We start from the raw sequence: 23,147 nt of genomic DNA, 5'->3' as shown, positions 1-23,147 counted from the left end.
GGGTACCGTCGGACGGGTGCGCCCTGCCGACATCGAACACCTCGTCGTCCCCGGCCGTCCCGCCCTGCGCGGCGACCTGCTGCTGACCGCCGTCCAGAACCCCGACCTGAAGACGAACGCCGCGCACAGCGCGCTGCGGCGCGTGTCGTTCGACGGCGGCGAGTCCGCGTGGACGCACGGTCCGCGTGACTCGGCGCCGTCGATCTCCCCGGACGGGCGCTGGGTGGCGTTCCTGCGCGCCGGGGCGGGCGAGGATGCCGACGGGCGCCCGCAGCTGCACCTGATGCCGACCGATGGCGGTGACGCGCGGCGCCTCACGTCGCTGCACCTCGGCGCCGGCGAGCCGGTGTGGGCCCCGGACTCGCGGCGCGTCGCCTTCGTCGCGCGGCTGCCCGAAGCCGGGCGCTACGGAACCGAAGACGCCGACGGCGAGACGCCGGAACCGGCGGCCGAGGCCCCACGCCGGATCACGCGCATGGACTACCGGATCGACGACATCGGCTTCCTCCGCGACCGCGTGCAGCGTCTGTTCGCCGTCGACGCCGTGGCGGCGTTCGAAGCGGGCGACGAGCCGGCCCTGGAACCGCTGACGTCGGGCGAGTTCGAACCGGCCCAACCGGTGTGGACGCCGGACGGCAGCCGGATCGTCTTCACCGCGGCGCCGGACTGGGACGCGGCCGAGAGCGACGTGCGCGACATCTGCGCGATCTCCGCCGAGGGCGGCGAACCCGAGGTCCTCGTGCGCGGCGAGGGGTACTCGGAGCGTCCGGTGTTCGGCCCCGGCGGCACGTTGTTCTACTTCGGACAGTCCTTCGAGGACCACCGCGAAGCCGCGGCGACGGGGCTTTACGCCGCGACGCCGGCGTTCGGCGCCGGACCGGTGGAGGCGCGCCGGCTCACCGACATCGAGACGGTCGACTGCGAGGCGGCCGCCGGGCCGCCGGCGCCGCGCGAGGGCGACGTGCTCGTGGCCGTCCGCAACCGCGGCGCGGTGGAGCTGCGCGCGGTTCCGCTCGACGCCGTCGACGCGCCGCTGGCCGACCTGACCGTGGTCTACGCGGACCGCTCCGCGGTCCGGTCGTTCACCGTGGACGGTCCGGTGATCGCGGCGGTCGTCGCCACCCTGGAGACCTCGGGTGACCTCGTGGTGCTCGGCCCGGTCGCCCCGCGGGTGCTGACCGACTACTCGAAGCCGTTGCGGGATAAGGGACTCCGGCCGGTCCTCGAGCTGGAGACCACCGCGCCGGACGGTTACCCGGTGCACGGCTGGCTGGTGCTGCCCGAAGGCGAGGGCCCGCACCCGGTGCTGCGCGTGGTGCACGGCGGCCCGTTCGCCCAGCAGGACTGGGCGGTGTTCGACGAGGCGCAGGTGTTCGCGTCCGCCGGGTACGCGGTGGTGCTCGGCAACCCGCGCGGGTCGGCGGGCTACGGCCAGCAGCACGGCCACGCGATCACCCACGCCTTCGGCACGGTCGACGCCGACGACGTCCTGGCCCTGCTCGACAAGGCGCTGGAGCGCCCGGACCTGGACGCCTCGCGCGTCGGGATCATGGGCGGCTCGTACGGCGGGTTCATGACGAGCTGGCTGGCTTCCCACCACGGCGAGCGGTTCCGCGCGGCGTGGAGCGAGCGCGCGGTCAACGCGTGGGACTCGATGGCCGGCAGCTCCGACATCGGCTACACGTTCGTCGACTCCTACATCGGCGCCGACCCCGAGGTGCAGCGCGACCGCAGCCCGCTCAGCTACGCGGACAAGATCCGCATCCCGTTCGCGGTGGTGCACTCGGAGGAGGACTGGCGCTGCCCGCTGGAGCAGGCGCAGCGGATGTTCGTCGCACTCCGGCGCGCCGGCGTGGACGCGGAGTTCCTGCTGTTCCCCGGCGAAGGCCACGAGCTGTCCCGCTCCGGCCGGCCGCGCCACCGCGTCCAGCGGTTCGACGCGATCCTCGAGTGGTGGGCGCGGCACCTGTGACCGCGCGGGTCTTGTCCCGGCCCCGGCCGCCTGCGAATCTTCGTACCCATGACGCTGCCCGAGGTGGACTTCGAGCTGGAGACCTGGCGCATGGTGCTGTTCCGCAAGGGACCTCGCGCCGACGAGATCTCCGAGGAGATGGCTCGTGAGCTGCGGGCCCGCCACCTCGCGGCCGCCCGGCAGCAGCAGGCGGCCGGGTCGCTGCGGCTCGCGGGGGCGATCCCGGAGCCGTCGGCCGCGCTGCCGGTGACCGGGGTGGCGTTCTTCCGGACGTCGGAGGCGGAGACGCGCGCGATCCTCGACGCCGACCCGGCCGAGCAGGCCGGGCTGATCGCGTCGGAGATCGTCGGGTTCGTCTGCCCGCGGGGCACGCTCGGCTGAGCGGCCCGGCGCTCAGTTCAGGAGCGTGTAGTTCAGCTCTTCGCAGACGCGGCCGAGCGGGACGTCCAGGCCCGGGTGGTCGAGGGGCAGCAGGACGTCCGGCGCGATCGGCAGGGCCGCGCCCGCCGGCGGGTCCCACAGGCAGATCGCGGGGTCGCCGGAGTCCATCGAGGAGCGGTACCAGAGGCCGTCGAGGTCGCTGAAGGCCGCGCGGATCGCCCGCGCCCAGGCTTGCGTCAGCTTCTTCGGCCCGCTGGAGATCTCCTGCGACGCGCCGACGCGCGTCGGCCACAGGCCGGTCAGGTCGAGCAGGCGCAGCGTGCGGGTCGGGCGGACCACGACCAGCCGGGGGCCGCGGGTGCGGCGGTCGACCGTCGAGCTGGTCTGGTAGACCTCGGCGATCGACGTGCGCACGGTGAGGCCGAAGTAGAGCACCCCGTTGGCGGGGTCGGTGACCGGCGCGCCGCCGCGGCCGGGCGACTGCTGGTCGAACCGGCCGTGCGGGAGCGGGCCGGTGTAGCGGAACGAGTTCCACTGCTGGGGGTGGTTGCCGTGCGCCGTGAAGATCCGCACCAGCCTGGTCGTGGGCTGGACCGTCACCACGTCACTGGCGCGATTCAGCTGCCGGACCAGGACGGATCGGGCGGGCGGCAGCGGTAGCCGGGCCATGGGTCGGGGGTGGTCCGTCCTTGTCGGTGATCTTGCTCGGGGAGGTCCAGCCTAGAACGGCGAGCCGAGCGTGGCGATGAGGCGCGCGACGTGCTCCGGGTCACCACCCGAGAGGAGCCACTGGCGCGGGGTCGCCGGGTGGTCGTTGATCACCAGATCGGGTTGGGGGGTGCTCATGAACGCGGCGACGACGAGCGCGGGCTGGTCCTCGGGCAGGGCCTTGAGCACGACCTCGAGACCGGGCAGCACCCCCGAGCCGGCGAACTGCCACGCCGGGAGCCGCCAGCCGCTGTCCTTCCAGCCGGTCAACCGGCCTTCCTTGAGACGGTGCCGGATGCGGCTGTCGTCGACCCCGAGGGTCTTGGCCGCTTCGTTGACACTCAGGGCGCCTTCGGCGAGCACGGCGTGGGCGGCGACGGTGCGCGCCCGAAAGTCCGGTTCTTCTTCCCGCCGCGGCGAGAGATCCAGGCCGACATCGGTGAGCGCGGCGCGCTGATCGGCCGAGAAGTAGTGCGAGGGATCAGGATTAGGTGGGGAAAGCCTGCGCGCGGCGTCTTCGACGAGCGTGAGGAACTCGTTCGCGTCGACCTTCAGACCCGCCTTGGCGAGGATGTTCTCCAGCGCTACAGACATGCCGCTCAGGTTAACCCGAAACAGCGCGGCTGTGCGGGTTCGTGCGGGTTCGTGCCCTATCTGTGGGCGAATTCACCAGAGATCGACACTTTACGCACATCATCCAACACGTTGAGTAGGCAACTTCCGCAAAGTTTGCCCGCATCGGGCGAGGTTGTCCAGTCGCCCTTTCGCTTGACACCTCGCCTCCGCCGACTTAGGTTCCGTGTGAGTAAACGATTTCCGCTCCGTGCTCACAGGATCCGGCGAGTTGGCGCCGGTCATGGGGGACACAGGGGGTGGGGCGTGCCTGGGGGCCTGGCACGAGCCGCCCCCAGGCACGTCTGTCCCCGGTCCAGCTGAGTCTCGGGTTCACGCCGAACGCCCGCGCCTCGAGCCCTCGGCTACGTGAGCCGACGCTCCAGGCACGCGACCCGACGTTCCAGGTACGCGAGCCGACGGCTGGGTACGTGGGCCGACTCTCTAGGTACGTGAGCCGACCCTTCAGGTGTGCGACCGACGGTCTGGGTACGCGAGCTGATCTTCCTGGCGTGCGAGCCGGCTCTGCCGGGAACCGGCCCTGGAGTGCAGGAGCCGACCCACCGAGTGCGGTGCCGGTGTTCAGGTGCGCAAGCCGACCGTTCAGGCGCGCGAGCCGACTCTCCAGGTGCGCGGGCCGACTGGCTGGGTGCGTGAGCCGACCCGTTGGGATGCGCGCGCCTACGCTGCCGGGAGCTGGTCTCAGGTGAGCGAGGCGGTATTGCGGGTGCGGGTCAGCGGCGGGAGCTCTTCCGCTCGATCAAGCGTGCTTCCAGCGTGGTCGTCGTCGTGTCGCGGGTGCTGTCCGAGATCCGGGCCAGCAGCAGCTGTGCCGCTACCCGGCCGACCTCGTACGCCGGTTGGGCGACCACCGTCAGGGGTGGGTCGATCAGGGTTGTCCACGGGGCGTCGTCGAACGAGACGATGCCGATGTCCCGGCCCGAACGCAGGCCGCGGGACGACAGCGCCTCCAGGACTCCGATCGCCATCGTGCTGTTCGCGACCAGGAGCGCGTCCGGCGGGGACGGCTCGTCCAGCAGCTCCAGCGCCGCCAAGCGGGCGCCTTCCGCGCGGTACTCCGCCCGCCGGAACACGGCGTTCTCCTCGCCGACGACGTCGGCGTAGCCCGCCAGGCGGTCGTCGGCCGTGCGGACGCCCGCGGGGCCGGTCAGGCAGCCGACGCGGTCGTAGCCGCCCGCCAGCAGGTGCCGGGTCGCCTCCGCCGCCGCGTGGCGCGTGTCGACCAGCACCTGGTCGCCCGCCGCTTCCGGCAGCGGCCGGTCGACCGCCACCAGCGGCGTGCCCTGGCGGTGCAGGCCCTCGACGTTCGTCGACCGGCCGGTGGGGGACAGCACCACCCCGGCGACCCGCTCCTGCAGCGCGACCTCGATGTAGCGCCGCTCCTTGTCCTCGTTCTCGTCGGAGTTGCAGAGCACCACCGAGTACCCGGACCGCTGCGCGAGGTCCTCGACGCCGCGCGCGATCGCCGTGAAGAACGGGTTCTCGACGTCGGAGATGATCAGCGCGAGCACCGCCGTCTCCTGACGGCGCAGGTTCCGGGCCAGCCCGTTCGGGTGATACCCCAGCTCGGTGGCGGCTTCCTGCACCCGCGCGGCCAGCGTCGGGTCCACTGTGGACTTGCCGTTGAGCGCGCGCGACACGGTCGCCGTGGAGACGCCGGCCCTCGCCGCGACGTCACTGATGGTGGCCACACGCCCTCCCGATCGAAGCCCTGGTCACACTTCGAGGGGGAGGATAGCGCTCCCGGTGGTCGTTCACCGTCCGCTCACCGATCCGGGCCGGGCACCCCGCGCCGTTACGCCGAACGGACCTCGTCCACTGTGGACCGCCCGGCGAAGTAGGCGCGCGGGGTCAGTCCGGTCAGGGCCCGGACGTCCCGGCTGAGGTGGGCCTGGTCGGCATACCCCGCGGCGGCGGCCAGCGCGGCCAGCCCCGGTGCCCGCATCGCCAGCGAGACCGCGCGCTGGAACCGGCTCACCCGCAGGTAGGTGGCCGGCCCGTAGCCGATCGCCTGGACGAAGCGCCGCCGCAGCCGGCGTTCGGCGACGCCGACCTGACCGGCGGCTTCCGTGACCCGGGTGGCTCCGGCGTCCAGCCGGGCGACCAGTGCCGCCACCGCGGGGTCGGGCGGTGGGGCGTCCGGCAACCGGGTGGCGATCGCGGCCGCCGGGGAGAGGGCGCCCGAGAGCAGCTGTTCGGTCAGCAGCTCGCCCTCGTGGCCCCACAGTTCGCGCAGGGGGACGCGGTGGTCGCGCAGCTCGTCGGCGGCCACGCCGAGCACCGCCGCCGCGCGGCCCGGGGTGAACCGGACGCCGTGCATGACCTCGCCGGGCACGGTCACCGACGACCAGGCCCGGGTGTCCGGGCCCGCGACGAACGCTCCGCTCGCGCCGACGACCAGGTCCAGGCAGCCGTCGGGCACGATCCGCTTCGGCGCCGAGGCGGCCGACCGCCACACGCAGCGGGCGACGCCCCGCAGCGGCGGGGGTGGCGCGACCTCTTCGTACATACTCCGATCATGCACCCGGGGTCCGACAGTTTCGCGCCGCCCATCGACTCGCTGGCCTGGATCCACGTCCGCGACCGGCGGCTGTTGTCGGTCCGCACCACCGGGAAGACGAAGTTCTACCTGCCGGGCGGCAAGCGTGAGCCGGGCGAAGGCGACGTCGCGGGGTTGTGCCGCGAGATCCGCGAGGAGCTCGGGATCACGCTCGACCCGCTCAGCTTCCGGTTCTTCGCCGCGCTGGAGGAGCAGGCCGACGGGTTCGCCGACGGCCGCCTGGTGCGGATGACCTGCTACACGGCCGCGCACGAGGGCGAGCCGGCGCCGTCGCGGGAGATCGCGGAGGCGGCCTGGCTGAGCACGGCGGACGCGCCGGTGTGCCCGCCCGCCGGTCAGCGGGTGCTGCGGATGCTCGCTGACGCCGGGCTGGTGGATTGACGACGCGGCTCATGGCTGCAGATCGAGGGTGCCGCGGTCGTTTCGTGTGTTCGCCCGGCTGGGCGCCGGGTGTGGTGGATGCTCGCGGGAGCTGGGTTGGTGGATTGACCACACGGCTCGCGGCCCGAGATTCACGATGCCGCGGTCGCTCGTGCGCGCCCGCGGGGCGTCGGTGTTGTGGATGCCTGCTCGGAGCTGGGTTGGTGGATTGATCACGCGGCTTATGGCTGGAGGTCGACGAATGCTGCGGTCGTCTCGCGCGTCCGCCCGCGCGCCGGGTGTTGTGGATGCCTGCCCGGGGCCGGGCTGGTGGATCGACCACGCCGCTCACGGCTCCAGGTCCACGACGCCGCGGCCGCTTGGCAGGTCGAATGGCACCGATGCCTGGTCGTGGACTATCAGCCAGTCGCCCTCGATCTTGCGGAAGCCGAACGTTGCCCGGACCCACATTCCGTTCGTCGCCGTTCCGTCACCCAGGGTGCCGCTGAGCCGGCCGAAGCAGTGGCCGAACGCCACGTCCTCACCCACGATGAGCGTGAGGTCGCGTACTTCGTACGTCACCTCCGCGAACAACGTGAACGCTCTCGCCCAGTTCTTCAGCTTCGCCTCGACCCCGACGTGCTGCAGCGGCGGCTCGACGTCGAACGACACTACGTCCGCCGCGTAGATCCGTCTCAGCGCGTCGAGATCCTTGGCTTGGATCCCGGCGACGATCTTGCCGACCTGCTGCCGGATCGCGTCGTGTGCCGTTGTCGTCATCGTCGTCCCCTTCGGTTGTGGACCTTCACTGATAACGACGACGCAGCCCGTGGAAATGTGAGGTCCGCGGCGCACCCGATTGGGTGAAAGTTGGACTTCTTGCCGACCAGGCGTTAACGCGGAGTTAGGTCACGGCGAGATGTAGACGACGTACTCGACGGAAGTGCGCTCGACGAGAGAAGACCTCTCCATGAGTGTTCCCATCGTGACCCAACCTGCGACGCCCAACGAGCGGGACCGCGGCCGCTGCCGGCCCGCGGGCAACGTCGTCGTCGTGCTCGGGGTGCTCGCACTGGCGTTCGTGGTGACGTCGTACGTGGTGCCGCGGTCCGGCGGCGGCCCGGTGCGGGACGAGCCCGTCGCCGCCCCCGTCGCGCCGGCCGCCGTCCGCACCGTGACCCACTCCGTCGTCTACGAGCTGCTCGGCGCGAACGGCGCCCGCAACGTCACCTACTCGGCCGCGGGGTCGACGCTGGCCCAGCAGACCGAGGTCACCACGCCGTGGTCGACCACCTTCACCCGCGTCGGCCCGGCCGACCGCACCGAGTTCTACAGCATCGCCGCCCAGAACCCCGGCCCCGGCGAGCTGCGCTGCCGGATCGTCGTCGACGGCGTCGTGCTCGCCGAGAAGGCCGTTAGCGCGCCGGGACGCCAGTTCAGCTGCGCCGTCTGAAGGCCGCGTAAGGCAGGATCGGCGGTGTGATCACCTTCGGGCCCGCCCTGGTGGCGGTGCTGGTCCTGCTCACCGCGGCCGGGGCCGCCATCGTCCGCTGGGGTGAGCTGGGCCAGGGGCGGGCGGTGCTGATCGCCGCCGTCCGCGCGGTCGCCCAGCTGGCCCTCGTGTCGCTGGTGATCACCGCGATCCTGCGCTCGAACCCGCTGACCGGCCTGTTCGTGCTGCTCATGTTCGGCATCGCCGCGGCGACGTCCGCGCGCCGCGCCGGCGGCTGGGCGAACCTCCCGTGGACGGCCCTCGCGATCGCGGCCGGCGTCGCGCCCGTGCTGGCGCTGGTCCTCGGCGCCGGGGTCGTCCCGCTGCGGCCGATCGCCGTCGTGCCGATCGCCGGCATCGTCATCGGCGGCGCGATGACGGCGACGTCGCAGGCCGCCCGCCGGGCCCTCGATGAACTCGAGGCCCGCCACGGCGAGTACGAAGCCGCGCTCGCCCTCGGCTTCATGCCCCGCCCGGCCGCCCTCGAAATCTGCCGTCCGAGCGCCGGCCACGCGTTGATCCCGGCCCTGGACCAGACCCGCACAGTCGGCCTGGTGACGCTGCCCGGCGCCTACGTCGGTGTCCTGCTCGGCGGCGCCGGCCCGATTCAGGCGGGTACGACGCAGGTGCTCGTGCTCATCGGGCTGCTGGCCGCGGAGGCCGTGGCGATCCTGGTGACCGTGCAGTGCGTCGCGGCCGGGAAGCTCAGCCGAGCGGGTTAGCGAGGTGCGCGGTGTCGTTGAAGCGCCGCACGATCCAGTTGTCGCCGTGCAGCACCAGGTGCGAGATCGAGCCGTTGTCCGCGCCGAGGTAGGCGAACCGCTCGACCGAGCGACCGGCCTGGGCGAACACCTCGCCGATCACGCCGCCGTGGGTGAAGACCGCGACGCGCTGGTCGGGGTGGGCGGCGGCGATGCGGGTGAGCGCGTCGCGCAGCCGGGCGCCGAACGCCTCGTCGGACTCCGCGCCGGGGATGACGTCCCAGCGCTGCTCGGCCCACAGCCGGTCGACGATCGGGTGGCCGTCGGTCGTGTGCTTCCGGAAGAGACCGTTCTCCCAGTCGCCGAGGTGGATCTCGCGCAGCTCCGGCTCGACGACCGGGGTGATCCCCAGCTTCTCGGCCAGCGGCGCGGCGGTCTGCACCGTGCGGCGCAGCGTCGTCACGTAGATGGCGTCGATGCGCTCACCGGCCAACCGGTCGCCGACGCGCCGGGCGTGGTCGCGGCCCTCCGGCGCGAGGTCCGGGTCGGCCTGGCCGTCGACCAGGTCGAACGGGGCGCTGGCCCGGGCCGGCGCGGATTCGCCGTGCCGGATCAGGAAGATCTCGGTGGCGCCGGACGGCGGGGTGAACCGGTGCTGCCGGTACTCGATCTCCTGCTCGGGCGTGCTCATGGCCCCGACCCTAGCCGAGCTGTTTGTCCACGAAACACCATCGCCACGTCTCGCCCGGCTCGAAGCTGCGCATCACCGGGTGCCGGCTCTCGTGGAAGTGGCGGGTCGCGTGGCGGCGCGGCGAGGAGTCGCAGCACGCGACGTTGCCGCACTTGAGGCACATCCGCAGGTGCACCCAGGTCGTCCCCTCCTCGACGCAGGCCGCGCAGGTGTCCGGCGAGCTGGGGTCCTTGTCGACCCACTCGTGGGCCAGGTGCTTGCACGAGCCGGCCGTCGCGGCCGGGGTGCGCAGCTCGCGGCCCTCGACCTCGGGTTCCTCCTCGGCGCGGTCGAGCATGGACTCCTCGATGTCGAGGCGCTCCAGGACCTTCCGCAGGACGTCGTCGTCGGCGCTGCCGGCGTCGCGGGCCTTCAGGAACTGGTCGCGTTCGACCTCGAGGAGCTGGATCCGCAGCCGGCGGTAGGCGTCGCTGGGCGTCTCGGCCAGCACGCTCTGCCGGCCGAGCCGCTCCCACGCCGAGTCGGACCGGTTCTGCAGCCGGTCGCGGATGCGCTGGATGATCTCGGGCGGGTCGTCCGGCTGCTGGATCTCCTCGAGCTTCGTCAGCGCCGCGGTCGTCATGTCGTGCAGCACCGACGCCTCCTGCAGCGCGTCCTCCGCCGGGTCCGGCCGCGGCAGGCGCAGCCGCCGGATCAGCGGCGGCAGCGTCATGCCCTGCACGGCGAGCGTGCCGGCCACGACGACGAACGCGGCGAGCACCAGCACGGCCCGCTGCGGGGTGTCGGCGGGCAGCACGAACGCGGCGGCGAGCGTGACCACCCCGCGCATCCCCGCCCAGGAGATCACCGCGGAGTAGCGCCACGGCCAGATCTTCGCCTTCGGCCGCTTCGGCACGAGCCGCCGTTCCAGCCGTTTCACGGTGCCGATCCCGAGCATCCACAGCATCCGCGTGGCGATCGTCGCGCCGAGCACCGCGACGCATATCCAGGTCAGCAACCCCAGCGACAACCCGGTTTCGCTGACTTCGGACAGGATCCGCCGCAGCTGCAGGCCGATCAGCAGGAAGACCATGTTCTCCAGCAGGAACGCGATGGTCTGCCAGTTCAGCCTGCTGGCCAGCCGCGCCGGGCCGGAGAGGATCTTCGGGGCCTTGTGCCCCAGGATCAGCCCGGCGACGACCACCGCGAGCACACCGGACCCGTGGATCGCCTCGGCCGGGATGTAGGCGATGAACGGCACCGCGAACGACAGCGCGGTGTCGAGCACCGCTTCGTTCATCCGCGCGCGGATGAAGGCGGCCACGAACCCGATGACCAGCCCGACCACGATCCCGCCGATGGCCGCGCGCAGGAAGTCGGCGCCGACCTGCCAGATGCTGACCGAGCCGGCCAGCGCGGCGATGGCCGTGCGCAGCGCGACCAGCGCGGCCGCGTCGTTGAACAGGCTCTCGCCCTCCAGCAGCCGGATCAGCTTGCGGGGCATGCCGACGCGGCGGGCGACGACGCTGGCGGCGACCGCGTCCGGCGGTGCGACGATCGCCCCGAGCGCGATCGCGCCGGCCAGCGGCAGGTCGGGGACCACGGCCCAGGCGACCAGCCCGACGCCGAAGGCGGTGAACACGACCAGCCCGACCGACATCAGCCCGATCGCGCCGCGGTTCTTCCGGAAGTCCACCAGGGACGTCTGGATGGCCGCCGAGTACAGCAGCGGCGGGAGCAGGCCGAGGAGCACGACCTCGGGGTCCAGGTGGTACTCGGGCACGCCCGGCACGTAGGACGCGCCGACGCCGACGACGATCAGGCACAGGGGCGCGGACCAGTCCAGCCGCCGCGCGAGCGCGCTGACGACGAGGACGGTCACGACCAGGGCCACTATCTCTGCCGCGATGTGCACGGGGGTAATCATCACCCGGACCGCCGTGGCGGTGTGCCGCGCGGGTCGGTTCTGGTTGAATCCTCCCTGGCTCAGCGAGTGGACGCCGCCGGCTCCTGAAGCCCTGCTTGATCCGTTTCGTCCGATCATGGAGGGTTTGATGGCGGTTTCGCGAACACGACGTCTGCTGCGGCTCGGCCTGGTGGCCGCGCTGACGGCCGCGGCACTGGCCGGCGGGGTGGTCACCGCCTCGGCCGCGCCCGTCCCGTCCACCAGCGTCGTCCCGGCGCCCGCGAGCACTGTCCCGGCGAGCGGGGTGACGTACACCCTCGGCTCCGGCGTCGCGATCTCCGCCGACGTCGCCGCGATCGGGGACCAGCTCGCGACGACCCTGCGCCGGTCGACCGGCTACGCGGTCCCGGTGCACACGCCGCCGTCGGGCACCGACGGCGTCCGGCTGCTGCTCTCGGGCGCGCCGGATTCGGTCGGTGACCAGGGCTACCAGCTCGACGTCACGGCGTCGGGCGTGGTCGTGCGGGCCCGGCAGGCCGCGGGCCTGTTCGCCGGCGCCCAGACGCTGCTGCAGCTGCTCCCGCCCGCCGCCCAGGGCAGCACCACGGCGGCGGGGCCGTGGGTGCTGGCCGGCGGCCGGATCACCGACCAGCCGCGGTTCGGCTACCGCGGCGCGATGCTCGACGTCGCCCGGCACTTCTTCACCGTCGCGCAGGTCGAGCGGTACGTCGACCAGCTCGCCCGGTACAAGGTGAACACCCTGCACCTGCACCTGGCCGACGACCAGGGCTGGCGGATCGTGATCAACGGCTGGGAACGGCTGGCGACCTACGGCGGCAGCACCCAGACCGGCGGCGGGCCGGGCGGCTACTACACGCAGGCCGACTACGCCGCGATCGTCGCCTACGCGCAGGCGCGGTACATCACGGTCGTCCCGGAGATCGACATGCCGGGCCACACGAACGCCGCGCTGGCCTCCTACGCCGAGCTGAACTGCGACGGCAAGGCGCGCCCGCTCTACACCGGCACCGACGTCGGGTTCAGCTCGCTGTGCACGTCGAAGGAGATCACGTACACGTTCCTCGACGCCGTCATCGGCCAGCTGGCGGCCCTGACGCCGGGGAAGTACCTGCACATCGGCGGGGACGAGGCGCAGTCGACGAAACCGGCGGACTACAAGACGTTCATGAACCGCGTCCAGCAGATCACGGCGTCACACGGCAAGAGCGCGCTGGCCTGGCACGACGTCGTCAACGCGACCCCGGCGGCCGGCACCGTCGCGCAGTTCTGGGACACCACCACGAGCAACAGCGCAGTGGCGACGGCGGCCAGGAACGGGACGAAGCTCGTGCTGTCGCCGGCCAACCACGCCTACCTCGACATGAAGTACACGTCGAGCTCGCCGATCGGGCAGGACTGGGCCGGGCTGGTCGAGGTCAAGAAGGCCTACGACTGGAACCCCGGCGCGTACCTGTCGGGCGTCGCCGAGTCCGCCGTCTCGGGCGTCGAAGCTCCACTGTGGACGGAGACGGTCACGACGAGCGCGGACGTCGAGTACCTGGCCTTCCCGCGGCTCGCGGCGATCGCCGAGCTCGGCTGGTCGCCGCCGAGCACGCACGACTGGACGGCGTTCTCGAAGCGGCTCGCCGCCCAGGGACCGCTCTGGAAACTGCTGGGGCTCAAGTACTACAAGTCCCCGCAGGTGCCCTGGCCGGCCGGTTCCTAGCCGCGACGGTACAGGTCGAGTTCTCCGGGCAAGGCCGCCGCGCCGCACTCGGCGCCGGGCCGCGAGAAGTCGGCGAGGTACGCGGTGTCGGCGGCGTGCTGTTCCGCGATGCCCGTCACGACCGCGGCCGCGCCGAACGCGGTGAGGGCGAGGAGCAGGACGACCGGCAGGACGCGGATCACCACGCGGGCATTGTCCGCCTAGGCTGGCTTCGTGACGATGGCAGAGATCGCGGGCGGCGCGGTGCGCGGCTCCGCGCGGGACGGGGTCAGGACCTTCCTCGGCGTGCCGTACGCCGAGCCGCCGGTGGGGGCGCTGCGGTTCCGCGCGCCGCGGCCGGCGCCGCCCTGGTCCGGCGTCCGCGACGCGACCCGGTGGGCCCCGCGGGCGCCCCAGCCCGAGCTGACCGGGCGGGGCTTCACCGGCGACGAGGACTGCCTCTACGTCAACGTCTACGCGCCGGAGGCGCCCGGCCCGTACCCGGTGCTGGTGTGGATCCACGGCGGTGGCGGCGTGATGGGCGCGCCGCACCAGTTCGACGGGTCGGCGCTGGCCCGGCGCGGGGTGGTCGTCGTGACCGTCGCCTACCGGCTCGGCGTCCTCGGCATGCTGCACCTGCCCGGCGTCGCCGACGCGAACCTCTCGCTGCGCGACCAGGTGGCCGCGCTGGAATGGGTGCGCGGCAACGTCTCCGCGTTCGGCGGCGACCCGGCGCGGGTCACGCTGGCCGGGCAGTCCAACGGCGGCCGCACGGTCGGGACGCTGCTGGCCGTGCCCGCCACGCGCGGCCTGGTCCACCAGGCGATCGTGCAGAGCGGCACCGGCGTCGGCGCGGTGGTGCACACCCCGGCCGAGGGCGCGGCGATCGCGTCGGCGGTCCTCAAGGAGCTGGACGTCTCGGCTGCGGAGCTGGCGACGTTGCCGATGACGCGGATTCTCCAGGCGCAGCAACGGGTTTCGGCCGCGTCGGGCACCAAGGTCACTTACCGCGTGGTCGTCGACGGCGACCTGCTGCCTTCGCGTCCGCTCGACGGCGTCCGCGAAGTCCCGCTGCTCATCGGGACGACGGCCGACGAGGAAGACCTCTTCAGCTGGCTGCAGTCGGGCGGCGCGAAGCTCCTCGGCGCCGGCTCGACGATGCTGGGGCCCGCGGAGATCGACAAGGCCGTCGCGGCGTACGCCGAGCTGCTCGACTGGCCGGACGAGCAGGTCCGTAACCGGGCGCTGACGGCGGGAGACTGGTGGATCCCGGCGATCCGGTTCGCCGAGAAGCAGCGCGACGCCTGGATGTACCGCCTCGACTGGCGGATCGCGCCCCGCGGCCGCGGCCTGGGCGCGCCGCACGGCCTGGACCTGCCGTTGGTGTTCGACGACATCGGCAACAAGAACTGGCGCTTCCTCTTCGCCGGCCGCCCACGCCCCGCCGAGCGCTTACAGGCGCTGGCAACGGAGATGTCGAGCGCCTGGGTCCGCTTCATCACCACGGGCGACCCAGGCTGGCCGCGCTACACGCCGTCCGAGCGCATCACGCGCCTCTTCGACGACGTCACCACCACGGTCCCCGACCCGGACCGCGCCCAGCGCCTGCTCTGGGACACCTTTAGTCCGTGAATGCCACATTGAGGGACACTAGGTCTCTCAATGTGGCATTCACGGACTTGGGCTAGACGGTGATCTTGTCGACGTTCGGGCCGCCGTTGGCGGTCGTCGCGGTCGTCTTGATCTTGTTCGGCCCGGCGGTCAGCGTCACGTGGACCGTGACCGTCTGCCAGGTGTCCCAGTTCCCGGTGCCGCCGAAGGCCAGCGCGGACGCCACCTTCGTGCCGTTCACCGAGACGTCCATCGGGCGGTTCACCGTGGTGCCGTTGGCGTACCGCAGGACGACGTCGGCGGGGCCGGCGGCCGCCGCGTCGACGGAGAACTCCACCGCGCTGCCGGTCGCGTTGTCGTAGTTGACGAACCCGCTGCCGGTGAACCCGGCGTGGTTCGACTCCGCGACACCGCTGGTGATCGTGGCGTCCTCGGCCTGGTAGTCGGCCGGGGTGCCGGGGGTGCCGGGGGTGCCCGGATCGGTGGTGCCGTTCGCGGGCACCGTCTTCGTGCCGGTGTTCCAGCCCGCGACCCGCACGGACGGCGTCGCGCCCTTGAGGTCCGCGGTCCGGTACGTCGCGGTGAGCGTCGCCGACTCGCCGGGCCAGAGGCTGACCTGGTTGTCGGTCCACGTCACCGGCAGCACCGGTGCGCCCGCCGCGCCGAGGACGTGCGCGTCGACGAAGAACGCCGGCAGCTTGCCGGTGGAGCTGTTCTTCAGCGTCACCTTGGTGGTCGTGGTGCCGTCGGAGTTCGCCGCCGAGTTCGCGGTGGTGTCGACCGCGACCTGGCCCAGGCCGTTCAGCCCGGTCAGGTCGGCGTACGACGTCGTCGGCGTGTAGTACCAGTCGCTGTTGTCCCAGTCGAGCGTGTCGGCCTTGGTGGACAGCCAGTAGACGTTGCGGCTGACCTCCTTGCCCGCCGGGTCGGTCAGGACGAGCTTCGCCAGGTACGTCGTCGACAGGCCGCTCACCGCGGGGATGGTCAGCGCGGTGGTCTTGGCGCCGTCACCGCCGACCGAGAGACCGGTCTTGGACTGGGTGAACTTCTCCGTCCCGTCGAGGTTGTACAGCTTGACCGACGCGGTCAGGTTCGACGCCGCGTCGTGGTTGTGGTTGACCACCACGACGGACTTGTTGTCGTAGGAGTACTGGATGTGCAACGGTTCGTTCGCCTTCTTGGCCCCGAAGTACGAGCCGTTCTGGTCGAGGTAGGCGTCGAACAGCTGCCAGTGCAGCGACGTCCAGCCGCTGTTGAGCATCCAGTAGATGATCCCGGTCGACGGGTTCGAGCTGTCGCTGAAGTTGCGCGAGTGCGACTCGAACTCGGCGCGGACGTTCTCGTACTGCGCCAGCTGCGCCTTGCGGACGAAGTCGTCCAGGCTCGCCGGCTTGCCGTAGCGGCCGGTCAGCGCATCGCCGTAGAGCTTCAGGTTGGCGAACGTCGAGGACGACGACCGGTGGTACTGCGCGGTCGACGGGCTCTTCCACAACGTGTCCAGCTCAGTCGGCGACATCATCCGCTTGAGCGTGTCCATCGTCGGGATGTCCGGCCCGGCGCTGGTTTCGGAGTTGAAGCCGAACGCCCCGCCGAGGTCGGTGTGCGCCTTGTCGTACCAGTAGTTCGGCGGGACGTAGTCGTACGGCCCGTTCATCTTCATGCCGGACGCGCCGAGCTGCGGCGACGACTTCGCCGACGCGGCCGGGACGATCGGGGTGGCCCAGTCCGCGGCCTTCAGCGCGTCGAGGTAGTTCTTCTCGATCGTCGCGTCGGGGGCGAAGTCGCTGCCGATCAGGAACGAGATGACGCTCGGGTGATCGCGCAGCCGCTCGGCCTCCGCGGTCATCGACGCCTTGGCGATCGGGTAGTCGGCGGCGGTCCAGGGGTCACCCTTCTCGCTGCCGTTGACCTGGCCCTCCCACTTGTCGCAGCACTCCCAGCCGGGCAGCGTCAGCACGCCCATCCGGTCGGCGAGGTCGAAGAACTCGTCCGGTTCGATGTGCCCTTCCAGGCGCACGGTGTTGAGCCCGAGGTCCTTGACGTAGGCCAGCTTGTCCGCCGCGTACTGCGCGTTCCAGCGCAGGAACAGGTCCGGCGAGTAGCCGCCGCCCTTGATCAGCAGCGGGCGCCCGTTGATCGTGTACGCCCGGCCGCCGGCGGAGTTGACCGTCGACTTCACCTCGCGCACGCCGAAGCTCTCGTGGGAGGTGTCCGACGCCGTGCCGCCGACGTTCGCGCTGAGGCCGAGGTCGTAGAGCGGCTGCCCGCCCATCCCGGCCGGCCACCACACCTGCGGGTTGTCGATCCCGACGGCCGGGAAGGTGACGGTCTTCTTCTCCTTGGCCGCCAGGGAAACCGCCTGGCTGATCGCCTTGCCGGCGACCGTGCCGGACACCGTCGCCGAGACCGCGGCCGCCGAGTCGTTGCGGACGTCGGCCTTCACCGTGAGGTCGGCGTGCGTCGTGCCGGTCAGCTTCGTCACGACGTGGCCGCCGCGCAGCGCGACCGGCCCGCTGCGGCGGACCAGGACGTCGCGCACGATGCCCATGTTCTGGTCCGGCGGGGTCTGCGCCCAGTCGATCCAGCCCATCGACAGGTCCTTGTCCGGGTCGTTCGGGTAGACCTTGAACGCGACGCTGTTCGTGCCGGCCTTCACCTGCGCGGTGATGTCCAGGTCCTGCCGCGTGTAGGCGCCGTTGACCTGCGCCTTGTCCGCGATCTTCGTCCCGTTGACCCAGACGTCGGCCTTCGACAGCACGCCGCTGAAGTCGAGGTAGGTGCGCTGGGTGGTGTCGGTGACGGTGAGGTCGGTCCGGTACCACCACGGGACCTTGAAGTCCGCGGCCGGCACGTTCTTCATGTTCGTCGAGTAGAACGGGTCGGCGTACTTGCCGTTGGCCAGCAGCCCGGCGTAGACCGTCGAGCGCGGGCCGACCGGGTACCAGCCGGCGGTGTTGAAGCCGGGCTTCGACACCGCCGAGTCGTCGCCGACCTGGGCCGAGGTCTGGATCAGGAAACCGGGGACCGCGGTGGCCGGGCCGGCCGCGGCGACGGTGGCTTTCGCCGCCACCTGCCCGCCGGCCGCCGGAACGGCCGCCCCGCCCAGCGCGACGGCCAGCGTGACCGCCGCCAGCAGCCGTAAGGTTGTTCTTTGCCGATGACTCACTAGCTGCGCCTCCTAGGCACCACGGCGGCGAGGGACGGTGACCATCGTTAGGGAACTTTCCTAACAATTGCGGACGATAGTAGCGGTCCGGTCACTCCGGGAACAGGGGTGTTCGTCCGGTTGGTCAGCCCCGCGCCGCGTGCCACGCGGCCGCCGCGCGCAGGGCCAGCAGGAGCGGCAGCGAGCCGTCTTCCCAGATCCGCCGCGGTAGTGCCTCGCTCAGCGGAACACCGGCGGCCAGTGCGGCGCCGACCGCCGCGAGATCGACGTCGAAGAGCGTCGACCCGGCGCTGTAGAGCCGCTCGCCGCTGACCGGCCGGCGTCCGGCGACGTCCGCGCTGTCGACGTCCAGCTCCGTCAGCCCGAAGAACTCGGGCTTCGCCCCGCGCTCCATCCAGCGCGCGAAGCCGACCAGCCGGGTCTCGCGGACGTCTTCGGGCTTGAGCCCGCTTTCTTCGCACAGTTCGCGTTCCATGCCCGCACGGACGGCGTCGTGCAGCAGCGGCCGGGGTTCGCCGGCCGGCGTCCGCAGGTCGCGGGGTTCGAGCGAGCCGCTGCCCGAGGGCGCCAGCAGCAGCCCGCTCGCGGCGTTGAGCGACGACTGCCGGACGGTGACGAGCTTGCCGTCGGTGGTGAAGGCGACCGTGGAGACGCCGACCAGGTCCGTCAGCGCGCTGCTGCTCAACGTCCGCAGCACGCCGGCCGAGTCGGTGAGCTCGGCCTTGCGCAGGTCGTACTCCTCGCCGGTCTCGCCGCGGGTGATGCGCAGCGTGCCGAGTTCGTTCGAGCAGACGGCGTCGAAGAACCGCGCGCGGTGCAGCCGGATCGGCGCGGGCCGAGAGCCGGCGGCGGGCAGCGGATCGCCGTGCATGCCGACGACCGGGCCGTTGAAGAGCAACCGCCCCCGGGCGCGCAGCGGAAGCACGTGCGGCGCGGTCGCCTTCAGCGCGGGCGGCAGCCGGTAGGGCTCCTCGGCGACGGTGATCGTGTGCTGCCCCGCCCAGAGGTCCCGGTCGATCGCGGCGCTGACCAGCGCGGTCCCGCGCGCGGGCACGGCGAGGTACTCGGACGGCGGGTAAGCGGCGGGCGGCGGCAGGTCACCGGTGGGGAAGGGCGCGGCGATCGCGGTGAACTCGAACCCGGCCCAGCGGCGGCGCAGCAGCCGGACGTCCCGGGTGAAGGTGGCGACGCCGAGCGCGAGTGCGACGACCGACAGCACGACGCCGACGGCACTGGGCAGAATGGTGACCACGCCGAGCAGCACCCCGAGCCCGGACGCGGCGAGCGGCCACTCCCGGGCGCCGATGAAGCCGAAGTAGTCCGCCTTCGCCCGCGCGCGGCGCGTCAGTTTTCCCATCGCCGCACTGTTTTAGCACGACGGGGGTGCTGCGCGGGACGGGTTTCGGCGACTGCCGTCGATCCGGTCCGCTCGGCGTCCGTGGCTTGCTGCAGCCGGCCGGGCGCGTCGCCCAGCGTGCGCGACGCTCGGCGTCAGGCTTCCGCGTCGAGGTAGACCCAGTGGCCGTCGTCGCGGCGGAAGCGGCTGTTCTCCTCCAGGAAGCCGTCGCGGCCGCGGTGGCGGTAGTGCGCGCGGAACTCGACGGTGCCCTCGTTGTGCAGCAGGCCGCCGCCGGTGCGGGCGAGGATCTCCAGCCGCGTCCACTGCTGGCCGGCGTCGAGCGCCAGCTTCCGCGGCCGGGTGTCCGGGTGCCAGGTGCGCAGCAGGTAACCGGCGTCCCCGACGGCGAAGGCGCTGAACCGCGACCGCATCAGCAGCTCGGCGGTCGGCGCCGCCAGGCCACCGTCGTGGAACCGGCCACAGCAGGCGGCGTAGGACCCGGTGAGGCCGCACGGGCAGGAAGCGGGAGACATCCGGGAATTGTGCCACGGCGCACCGAGCGGGCAGCAGCCGTCCTTTGTGGACTAGTCCGCGTTGACCGGCTTGCCGCTCTCCCGCGCCTCCTGGGCGCCGCGCACCGCGAGGCGGTCCGCGCGCTCGTTGCCCGGCAGGCCCGCGTGGCCCTTCACCCAGAGCCACTCCACCTCGTGCTCGCGGACCGCTTCGTCCAGGCGCTGCCACAGGTCCGCGTTCTTGACCGGCTCGCGCGCCGCCGTCTTCCAGCCGTTGCTCTTCCACCTCGGGAGCCACTGCGTGATGCCGTTGCGCACGTACGTGCTGTCGGTGAACACGCGGACCTGCGACGGCCGCTTCAGGCTCTCCAGCGCGCGGATCGGCGCCGTCAGCTCCATGCGGTTGTTCGTCGTCGGGGTGGCTTCGCCGCCGTACAGCTCGCGCTCGTGCCGCCCGTACGTCAGCACCGCGCCCCAGCCGCCGGGTCCCGGGTTTCCGCTGCACGCGCCGTCGGTGTAGATCTCCACGGCCTGTCCGTCCTCGCCTGCCACGGCGGCGACCCTACCGGTCGTCTTGCCCTCGCCCCGGGCCACCACGCCGGGTTACGGTGGAGATCCGGAGGGGAGCCATGACAGGGCACGACGACCAGGCCGAGGGGGCGCTCCTGGCCTACCTCGCCGACGCCGATCGCGAGTACCTGCTCGCCCGGGGGACCCGCCGCCGGTTCCGCGCCAACGACGTCGTGCTCATGGAGGGTGACCCGTCCGACCACGTGCATGTGCTGGTCTCCGGCTGGGTGCGGGTCTCGAAGATCGTCGAGGACGGCCGTGAGGTGCTCTTCGGGCTGCGTGGACCCGGCGAGGTCCTGGGCGATCTCGCCGCGGTCACCGGCCGGCCCCGGACGGCGTCGGTGCGCGCGATCGAGCCGTGCACGGTCTTCCAGCTGACCGGCGCCGAGTTCGTCGACGTGCTGCACGTCCGGCCCGAAATCGCCATCGCGACGATCAAGACCGTCGCGGCGCGCCTGCGCTACGCCGAGTCGGCGCGGGTCGACTCGGCCGTCTTCGACGTGAGCCGCCGCGTCGCGGTCGTCCTGGTGCGGCTCGCCGACGAGCACGGCCGTAGGGTGCCCGAAGGCATCGTCATCGAGGCTTCACTGTCGCAGGAAGACATCGCCGCCCAGATCGGCGCCGCGCGCCGGACGGTCGCGCGGGCCCTGCGCGTGCTGCGCGAGCGCGGGATCGTCGAGACCGGCCGGCGCCGGATCCTGATCCGCCAGCCGCGGGTGCTGCGGGCGTTCGCCAGTTCTGAGCCAAACGGCACACAACGCCCGTGACAACGGGCCTCTGAGAACCGCCCGCCTCGCGCGATTCTGGGATCGGCCGGAAAAGAAAGAGATGCCACCGGCCGGATTCCGTTTTTGAGCGAGGCTCGGGGGAGTGCTTGTCGTGAACGTCTACTGCAAAATCCGGACCCTGGTGAAATCCGTTTCCGCCGCGTTCGCCGCCGGCGTCGTCGCGGGTTTGCTGGTGGCCTCCGGAACCGCGGCGGAACCGGCGGCACCGATCCCCGCCTCGTCCTGGGTGCAGCGATGAGGAGGTGTGTGATGGAGAGCCACTCGATCTGGGCGCTGATCTTCGGCGCGAACTGACGCACCCGCGGTGCGGCCCGGCCGGCCGGCTCGTGGGGGGTCGACCGGCCGGGCTATTCGCCCGCACACAACTGTCCGCTATTTGTCATGCCGGCGCGGAACTGCCGCTGGTAAGGTGACGAGCCGTTCTGCGACTCTCTTTGCCGCAGCGAGGAGGAGGGCCGGGTGACGGCGGAGAACTCCTTCCCGTTCGTGCGCGAGCTGAACGAACTGCGCCGCGGCCGCGGTCTGGACGCCACCGATCTGCACCAGCGGATCGGGCCGTGCCTGCGCGAAGCGTGCCGGATCGCCGAGGCCGACTCGCCCGCCGCCGCGCGGCACAAGCTCGTCCTGCGGCTCACCGAGCTCTGCGGCCGGCTGCCCGCGGACCTGCGGCTGGCCGCGCTGGCGGCGCTCGGCCTGCACGAGGAAGCGGCCGGGGAGTTCCTGGACCGGCGGATCTCGTGGCTGGCCGGCATGCTCGACCGGGACCCGCGCACCGCGCGCCGGCGCATCGACCTCGCCTTCCGCCGGCTCGACGAGCTGCTCGGCGAACCCAGCCAGGGCCGGGACCTGCATCCGCTGGCCGGCTGGTACGTCGAGTCGATGAAGGTGATGCTCCGCTTCGACCGCGATCTCCCGGACCTGCAGGAGGAACGCCGGATCGTCGCGGAGGTCGACGAGCTCGACGAGCTGGTCCTGTCGTTCAGCGTGCCGGCCGTGCCCGGCACCGACCCGGTGCCCGACATCACCGCCGACGTGCTCTTCGGCGGCGAGATCGTCGAGGCCAAGCAGGTTTCGGCGAGTCACGCGCAGTTCGTCATGCGGCTGCCCAGCCCGTTGCGGCTGGGCCAGCGCCACGAGTACGGCATCCGGTTCACGCCGCAGCGGACGTCGTTGCGGCCGTACTACGCCCTCACCCCGTTGCGCCGCTGCGAGGAGTTCTCGGTCCGCGTCCGCTTCGACCGCGCCGATCCGCCGGCCCGGGTGTGGCGGCTCAACGGCGTGCCGGGGCGGGTGGTCGACGACGGCGTCGACTCGGGGGACGCGCTGACCGTCAACCGGGTCGGCGAGGTGGGGCTGGAGTTCCACGAGCTGCACCAGGGGCTGAGCTACGGCCTGCAGTGGTCGTTCGACCCCCGGGGCGACTGAGCCGGGAGGAATGAGGAGGCCGTGCGCACCGTCCCGCTGGCCGCGACCGTCGTCCGGATCGGGATCGTCGCCCCGAGCCGCGGCCGCACCGCGCGTTCGGTGCACCTCGCCGTCACCCTCGACGCGGTGCTGGACGAGGTGTTCGAGCGCGTCCCGGTGCCCTACCGCACCCCGAGCTGGTACCGGCGCCCGGAAGGGGACAACACGACGCTGGTCATCCCGCCGGCGGTGCCGCCGCGGTGGGTCGCGACCGGGCTGGTCGAGCTGGTGGCCGAGGCGCTGGGCCGCCGCAACCGCCACCTCAACGAGTTCGGCCGGCTGCGCCTGCGGCTGGCGGTCGCCCACGGCGACGTCGTGCTGCGCCCGCCCCACTTCGGCGGCGCCGCGGTCGCGTTGTCGTCCTGGCTGTGCGACTCGGCCGAGCTGAAGGCGGCGATGACCGCGGCTCCGGAGGAGGACCAGGTGCTGATCGTGTCCGACCGGCTCTACGACGAGATCGCCGGTGAGGGCGAGCACGACCTGGACCCGGCGGTGTTCCGGCGGGTCGTCGTCCCGGCCGGCGGCGGCCGCGAGATCGGCTGGCTGCACGCCCGTCCGGATGCTGGGACGCGGAATAGCGGGGCGAGGGACGGGTTGCCTCCTTTGTAG

23 protein-coding genes are annotated in these 23,147 nt (G+C 72.2%); 11 read left to right on the top strand and 12 right to left on the bottom strand.

The window, feature by feature from the left end:
- Positions 1 to 16: 16 nt before the first annotated feature.
- The gene (locus MUY22_RS45425; RefSeq protein ID WP_247054142.1) at positions 17 to 1,972 is read left to right on the top strand and encodes a S9 family peptidase; all 1,956 of its coding nucleotides are present in this window, start codon (positions 17 to 19) and stop codon (positions 1,970 to 1,972) included.
- A gap of 48 nt (positions 1,973 to 2,020) precedes the next feature.
- Positions 2,021 to 2,353: a hypothetical protein gene (locus MUY22_RS45420; protein WP_247054140.1), complete on the top strand. Its 333-nt coding sequence runs from the start codon at positions 2,021 to 2,023 to the stop codon at positions 2,351 to 2,353.
- A 12-nt stretch (positions 2,354 to 2,365) separates the two neighbouring features.
- On the opposite strand, the gene MUY22_RS45415 is transcribed toward MUY22_RS45420, so the two are convergent.
- From MUY22_RS45415 to MUY22_RS45400, 4 genes are all read right to left on the bottom strand, one after another.
- A complete protein-coding gene (locus MUY22_RS45415) occupies positions 2,366 to 3,022 on the bottom strand; it encodes an RES family NAD+ phosphorylase (protein WP_247054138.1) in 657 nt (218 codons plus the stop codon).
- Positions 3,023 to 3,073: 51 nt separating this feature from the next.
- Positions 3,074 to 3,655: a DNA-binding protein gene (locus MUY22_RS45410; protein ID WP_247054136.1), complete on the bottom strand. Its 582-nt coding sequence runs from the start codon at positions 3,653 to 3,655 to the stop codon at positions 3,074 to 3,076.
- Positions 3,656 to 4,407: 752 nt separating this feature from the next.
- Positions 4,408 to 5,385, bottom strand: a complete 978-nt coding sequence (locus MUY22_RS45405) for a LacI family DNA-binding transcriptional regulator (protein WP_247054134.1) — start codon at positions 5,383 to 5,385, stop codon at positions 4,408 to 4,410.
- A gap of 104 nt (positions 5,386 to 5,489) precedes the next feature.
- Positions 5,490 to 6,203, bottom strand: a complete 714-nt coding sequence (locus MUY22_RS45400; protein WP_247054132.1) for a helix-turn-helix domain-containing protein — start codon at positions 6,201 to 6,203, stop codon at positions 5,490 to 5,492.
- 9 nt (positions 6,204 to 6,212) lie between these two features.
- On the opposite strand from MUY22_RS45400, the gene MUY22_RS45395 reads away from it, so the two are divergent.
- Entirely contained in the window at positions 6,213 to 6,635 is a 423-nt protein-coding gene (locus MUY22_RS45395; protein ID WP_247054130.1) for an NUDIX domain-containing protein, read from the top strand.
- Positions 6,636 to 6,962: 327 nt separating this feature from the next.
- On the opposite strand, the gene MUY22_RS45390 is transcribed toward MUY22_RS45395, so the two are convergent.
- Positions 6,963 to 7,394, bottom strand: coding sequence for a nuclear transport factor 2 family protein (locus MUY22_RS45390; protein ID WP_247054128.1), 432 nt, complete (start codon positions 7,392 to 7,394; stop codon positions 6,963 to 6,965).
- 190 nt (positions 7,395 to 7,584) lie between these two features.
- On the opposite strand from MUY22_RS45390, the gene MUY22_RS45385 reads away from it, so the two are divergent.
- Both MUY22_RS45385 and MUY22_RS45380 read left to right on the top strand, forming a co-directional pair.
- Positions 7,585 to 8,067 carry an MmpS family transport accessory protein gene (locus MUY22_RS45385; protein ID WP_247054126.1) on the top strand — a complete coding sequence of 161 codons (483 nt, stop codon included), beginning with the start codon at positions 7,585 to 7,587 and terminating at the stop codon, positions 8,065 to 8,067.
- 17 nt (positions 8,068 to 8,084) lie between these two features.
- Entirely contained in the window at positions 8,085 to 8,828 is a 744-nt protein-coding gene (locus MUY22_RS45380) for an ABC transporter permease (protein WP_247064430.1), read from the top strand.
- Here the strand turns inward: MUY22_RS45380 and MUY22_RS45375 are convergent.
- A complete protein-coding gene (locus tag MUY22_RS45375) occupies positions 8,812 to 9,498 on the bottom strand; it encodes a histidine phosphatase family protein (protein WP_247054124.1) in 687 nt (228 codons plus the stop codon). The genes MUY22_RS45380 and MUY22_RS45375 overlap by 17 nt on opposite strands.
- A 10-nt stretch (positions 9,499 to 9,508) precedes the next feature.
- Positions 9,509 to 11,404, bottom strand: a complete 1,896-nt coding sequence (locus tag MUY22_RS45370) for a Na+/H+ antiporter (protein WP_247054122.1) — start codon at positions 11,402 to 11,404, stop codon at positions 9,509 to 9,511.
- A 127-nt stretch (positions 11,405 to 11,531) separates the two neighbouring features.
- Between MUY22_RS45370 and MUY22_RS45365 the strand changes: the two genes are divergently transcribed.
- A complete protein-coding gene (locus MUY22_RS45365; protein ID WP_247054119.1) occupies positions 11,532 to 13,109 on the top strand; it encodes a beta-N-acetylhexosaminidase in 1,578 nt (525 codons plus the stop codon).
- Here the strand turns inward: MUY22_RS45365 and MUY22_RS45360 are convergent.
- Positions 13,106 to 13,294 (bottom strand): hypothetical protein, encoded by a 189-nt coding sequence (locus MUY22_RS45360; RefSeq protein WP_247054117.1) that lies wholly within the window; start codon positions 13,292 to 13,294, stop codon positions 13,106 to 13,108. The two genes, MUY22_RS45365 and MUY22_RS45360, sit on opposite strands and share 4 nt — an antisense overlap.
- 28 nt (positions 13,295 to 13,322) lie before the next feature.
- On the opposite strand from MUY22_RS45360, the gene MUY22_RS45355 reads away from it, so the two are divergent.
- Positions 13,323 to 14,720, top strand: a complete 1,398-nt coding sequence (locus MUY22_RS45355; protein ID WP_371827545.1) for a carboxylesterase/lipase family protein — start codon at positions 13,323 to 13,325, stop codon at positions 14,718 to 14,720.
- Between the two features lie 52 nt (positions 14,721 to 14,772).
- Here MUY22_RS45355 and MUY22_RS45350 read toward each other — a convergent pair whose 3' ends face one another.
- The 4 genes from MUY22_RS45350 to rnhA all read right to left on the bottom strand — a co-directional run bounded on the left by MUY22_RS45350 (position 14,773) and on the right by rnhA (position 20,268).
- A complete protein-coding gene (locus tag MUY22_RS45350) occupies positions 14,773 to 17,865 on the bottom strand; it encodes a carbohydrate-binding protein (protein ID WP_247054116.1) in 3,093 nt (1,030 codons plus the stop codon).
- 124 nt (positions 17,866 to 17,989) lie between these two features.
- Complete coding sequence (locus tag MUY22_RS45345; protein WP_247054114.1) at positions 17,990 to 19,222, bottom strand: hypothetical protein; 1,233 nt, start codon at positions 19,220 to 19,222, stop codon at positions 17,990 to 17,992.
- A gap of 134 nt (positions 19,223 to 19,356) precedes the next feature.
- Positions 19,357 to 19,737, bottom strand: coding sequence for a YchJ family protein (locus tag MUY22_RS45340; RefSeq protein ID WP_247054112.1), 381 nt, complete (start codon positions 19,735 to 19,737; stop codon positions 19,357 to 19,359).
- 51 nt (positions 19,738 to 19,788) lie between these two features.
- On the bottom strand, positions 19,789 to 20,268 hold the full coding sequence (rnhA, locus tag MUY22_RS45335; protein ID WP_247054110.1) for a ribonuclease HI: 480 nt from the start codon (positions 20,266 to 20,268) through the stop codon (positions 19,789 to 19,791).
- Between the two features lie 77 nt (positions 20,269 to 20,345).
- Between rnhA and MUY22_RS45330 the strand changes: the two genes are divergently transcribed.
- The 4 genes from MUY22_RS45330 (at position 20,346) to MUY22_RS45315 (ending at position 23,147) form a co-directional block, all read left to right on the top strand.
- Positions 20,346 to 21,053, top strand: coding sequence for a Crp/Fnr family transcriptional regulator (locus tag MUY22_RS45330; RefSeq protein ID WP_247054108.1), 708 nt, complete (start codon positions 20,346 to 20,348; stop codon positions 21,051 to 21,053).
- Between the two features lie 103 nt (positions 21,054 to 21,156).
- The gene (locus MUY22_RS45325) at positions 21,157 to 21,312 is read left to right on the top strand and encodes a hypothetical protein (protein WP_247054106.1); all 156 of its coding nucleotides are present in this window, start codon (positions 21,157 to 21,159) and stop codon (positions 21,310 to 21,312) included.
- Positions 21,313 to 21,533: 221 nt separating this feature from the next.
- Positions 21,534 to 22,499: a hypothetical protein gene (locus tag MUY22_RS45320; RefSeq protein WP_247054104.1), complete on the top strand. Its 966-nt coding sequence runs from the start codon at positions 21,534 to 21,536 to the stop codon at positions 22,497 to 22,499.
- Between the two features lie 21 nt (positions 22,500 to 22,520).
- Entirely contained in the window at positions 22,521 to 23,147 is a 627-nt protein-coding gene (locus tag MUY22_RS45315; RefSeq protein WP_247054102.1) for a hypothetical protein, read from the top strand.

This window comes from Amycolatopsis sp. WQ 127309 (genome assembly GCF_023023025.1).
In the GTDB taxonomy this organism is placed as follows: domain Bacteria; phylum Actinomycetota; class Actinomycetes; order Mycobacteriales; family Pseudonocardiaceae; genus Amycolatopsis.
Note: the sequence above shows the minus strand (reverse complement) of the source record. Positions and strands in the feature narration are given on the sequence as shown.

What these genes read in the sequence shown, in the direction of transcription:
- MUY22_RS45345 (WP_247054114.1), bottom strand. Translation starts at nt 19,222, where the DNA reads ATGGGAAAACTGACGCGCCGCGCGCGGGCGAAGGCGGACTACTTCGGC.
- MUY22_RS45390 (WP_247054128.1), bottom strand. Translation starts at nt 7,394, where the DNA reads ATGACGACAACGGCACACGACGCGATCCGGCAGCAGGTCGGCAAGATC.
- MUY22_RS45370 (WP_247054122.1), bottom strand. Translation starts at nt 11,404, where the DNA reads ATGATTACCCCCGTGCACATCGCGGCAGAGATAGTGGCCCTGGTCGTG.
- MUY22_RS45330 (WP_247054108.1), top strand. Translation starts at nt 20,346, where the DNA reads ATGACAGGGCACGACGACCAGGCCGAGGGGGCGCTCCTGGCCTACCTC.
- MUY22_RS45395 (WP_247054130.1), top strand. Translation starts at nt 6,213, where the DNA reads ATGCACCCGGGGTCCGACAGTTTCGCGCCGCCCATCGACTCGCTGGCC.
- MUY22_RS45365 (WP_247054119.1), top strand. Translation starts at nt 11,532, where the DNA reads ATGGCGGTTTCGCGAACACGACGTCTGCTGCGGCTCGGCCTGGTGGCC.
- MUY22_RS45385 (WP_247054126.1), top strand. Translation starts at nt 7,585, where the DNA reads ATGAGTGTTCCCATCGTGACCCAACCTGCGACGCCCAACGAGCGGGAC.
- MUY22_RS45400 (WP_247054132.1), bottom strand. Translation starts at nt 6,203, where the DNA reads ATGTACGAAGAGGTCGCGCCACCCCCGCCGCTGCGGGGCGTCGCCCGC.
- MUY22_RS45340 (WP_247054112.1), bottom strand. Translation starts at nt 19,737, where the DNA reads ATGTCTCCCGCTTCCTGCCCGTGCGGCCTCACCGGGTCCTACGCCGCC.
- MUY22_RS45375 (WP_247054124.1), bottom strand. Translation starts at nt 9,498, where the DNA reads ATGAGCACGCCCGAGCAGGAGATCGAGTACCGGCAGCACCGGTTCACC.
- MUY22_RS45415 (WP_247054138.1), bottom strand. Translation starts at nt 3,022, where the DNA reads ATGGCCCGGCTACCGCTGCCGCCCGCCCGATCCGTCCTGGTCCGGCAG.
- MUY22_RS45420 (WP_247054140.1), top strand. Translation starts at nt 2,021, where the DNA reads ATGACGCTGCCCGAGGTGGACTTCGAGCTGGAGACCTGGCGCATGGTG.
- MUY22_RS45410 (WP_247054136.1), bottom strand. Translation starts at nt 3,655, where the DNA reads ATGTCTGTAGCGCTGGAGAACATCCTCGCCAAGGCGGGTCTGAAGGTC.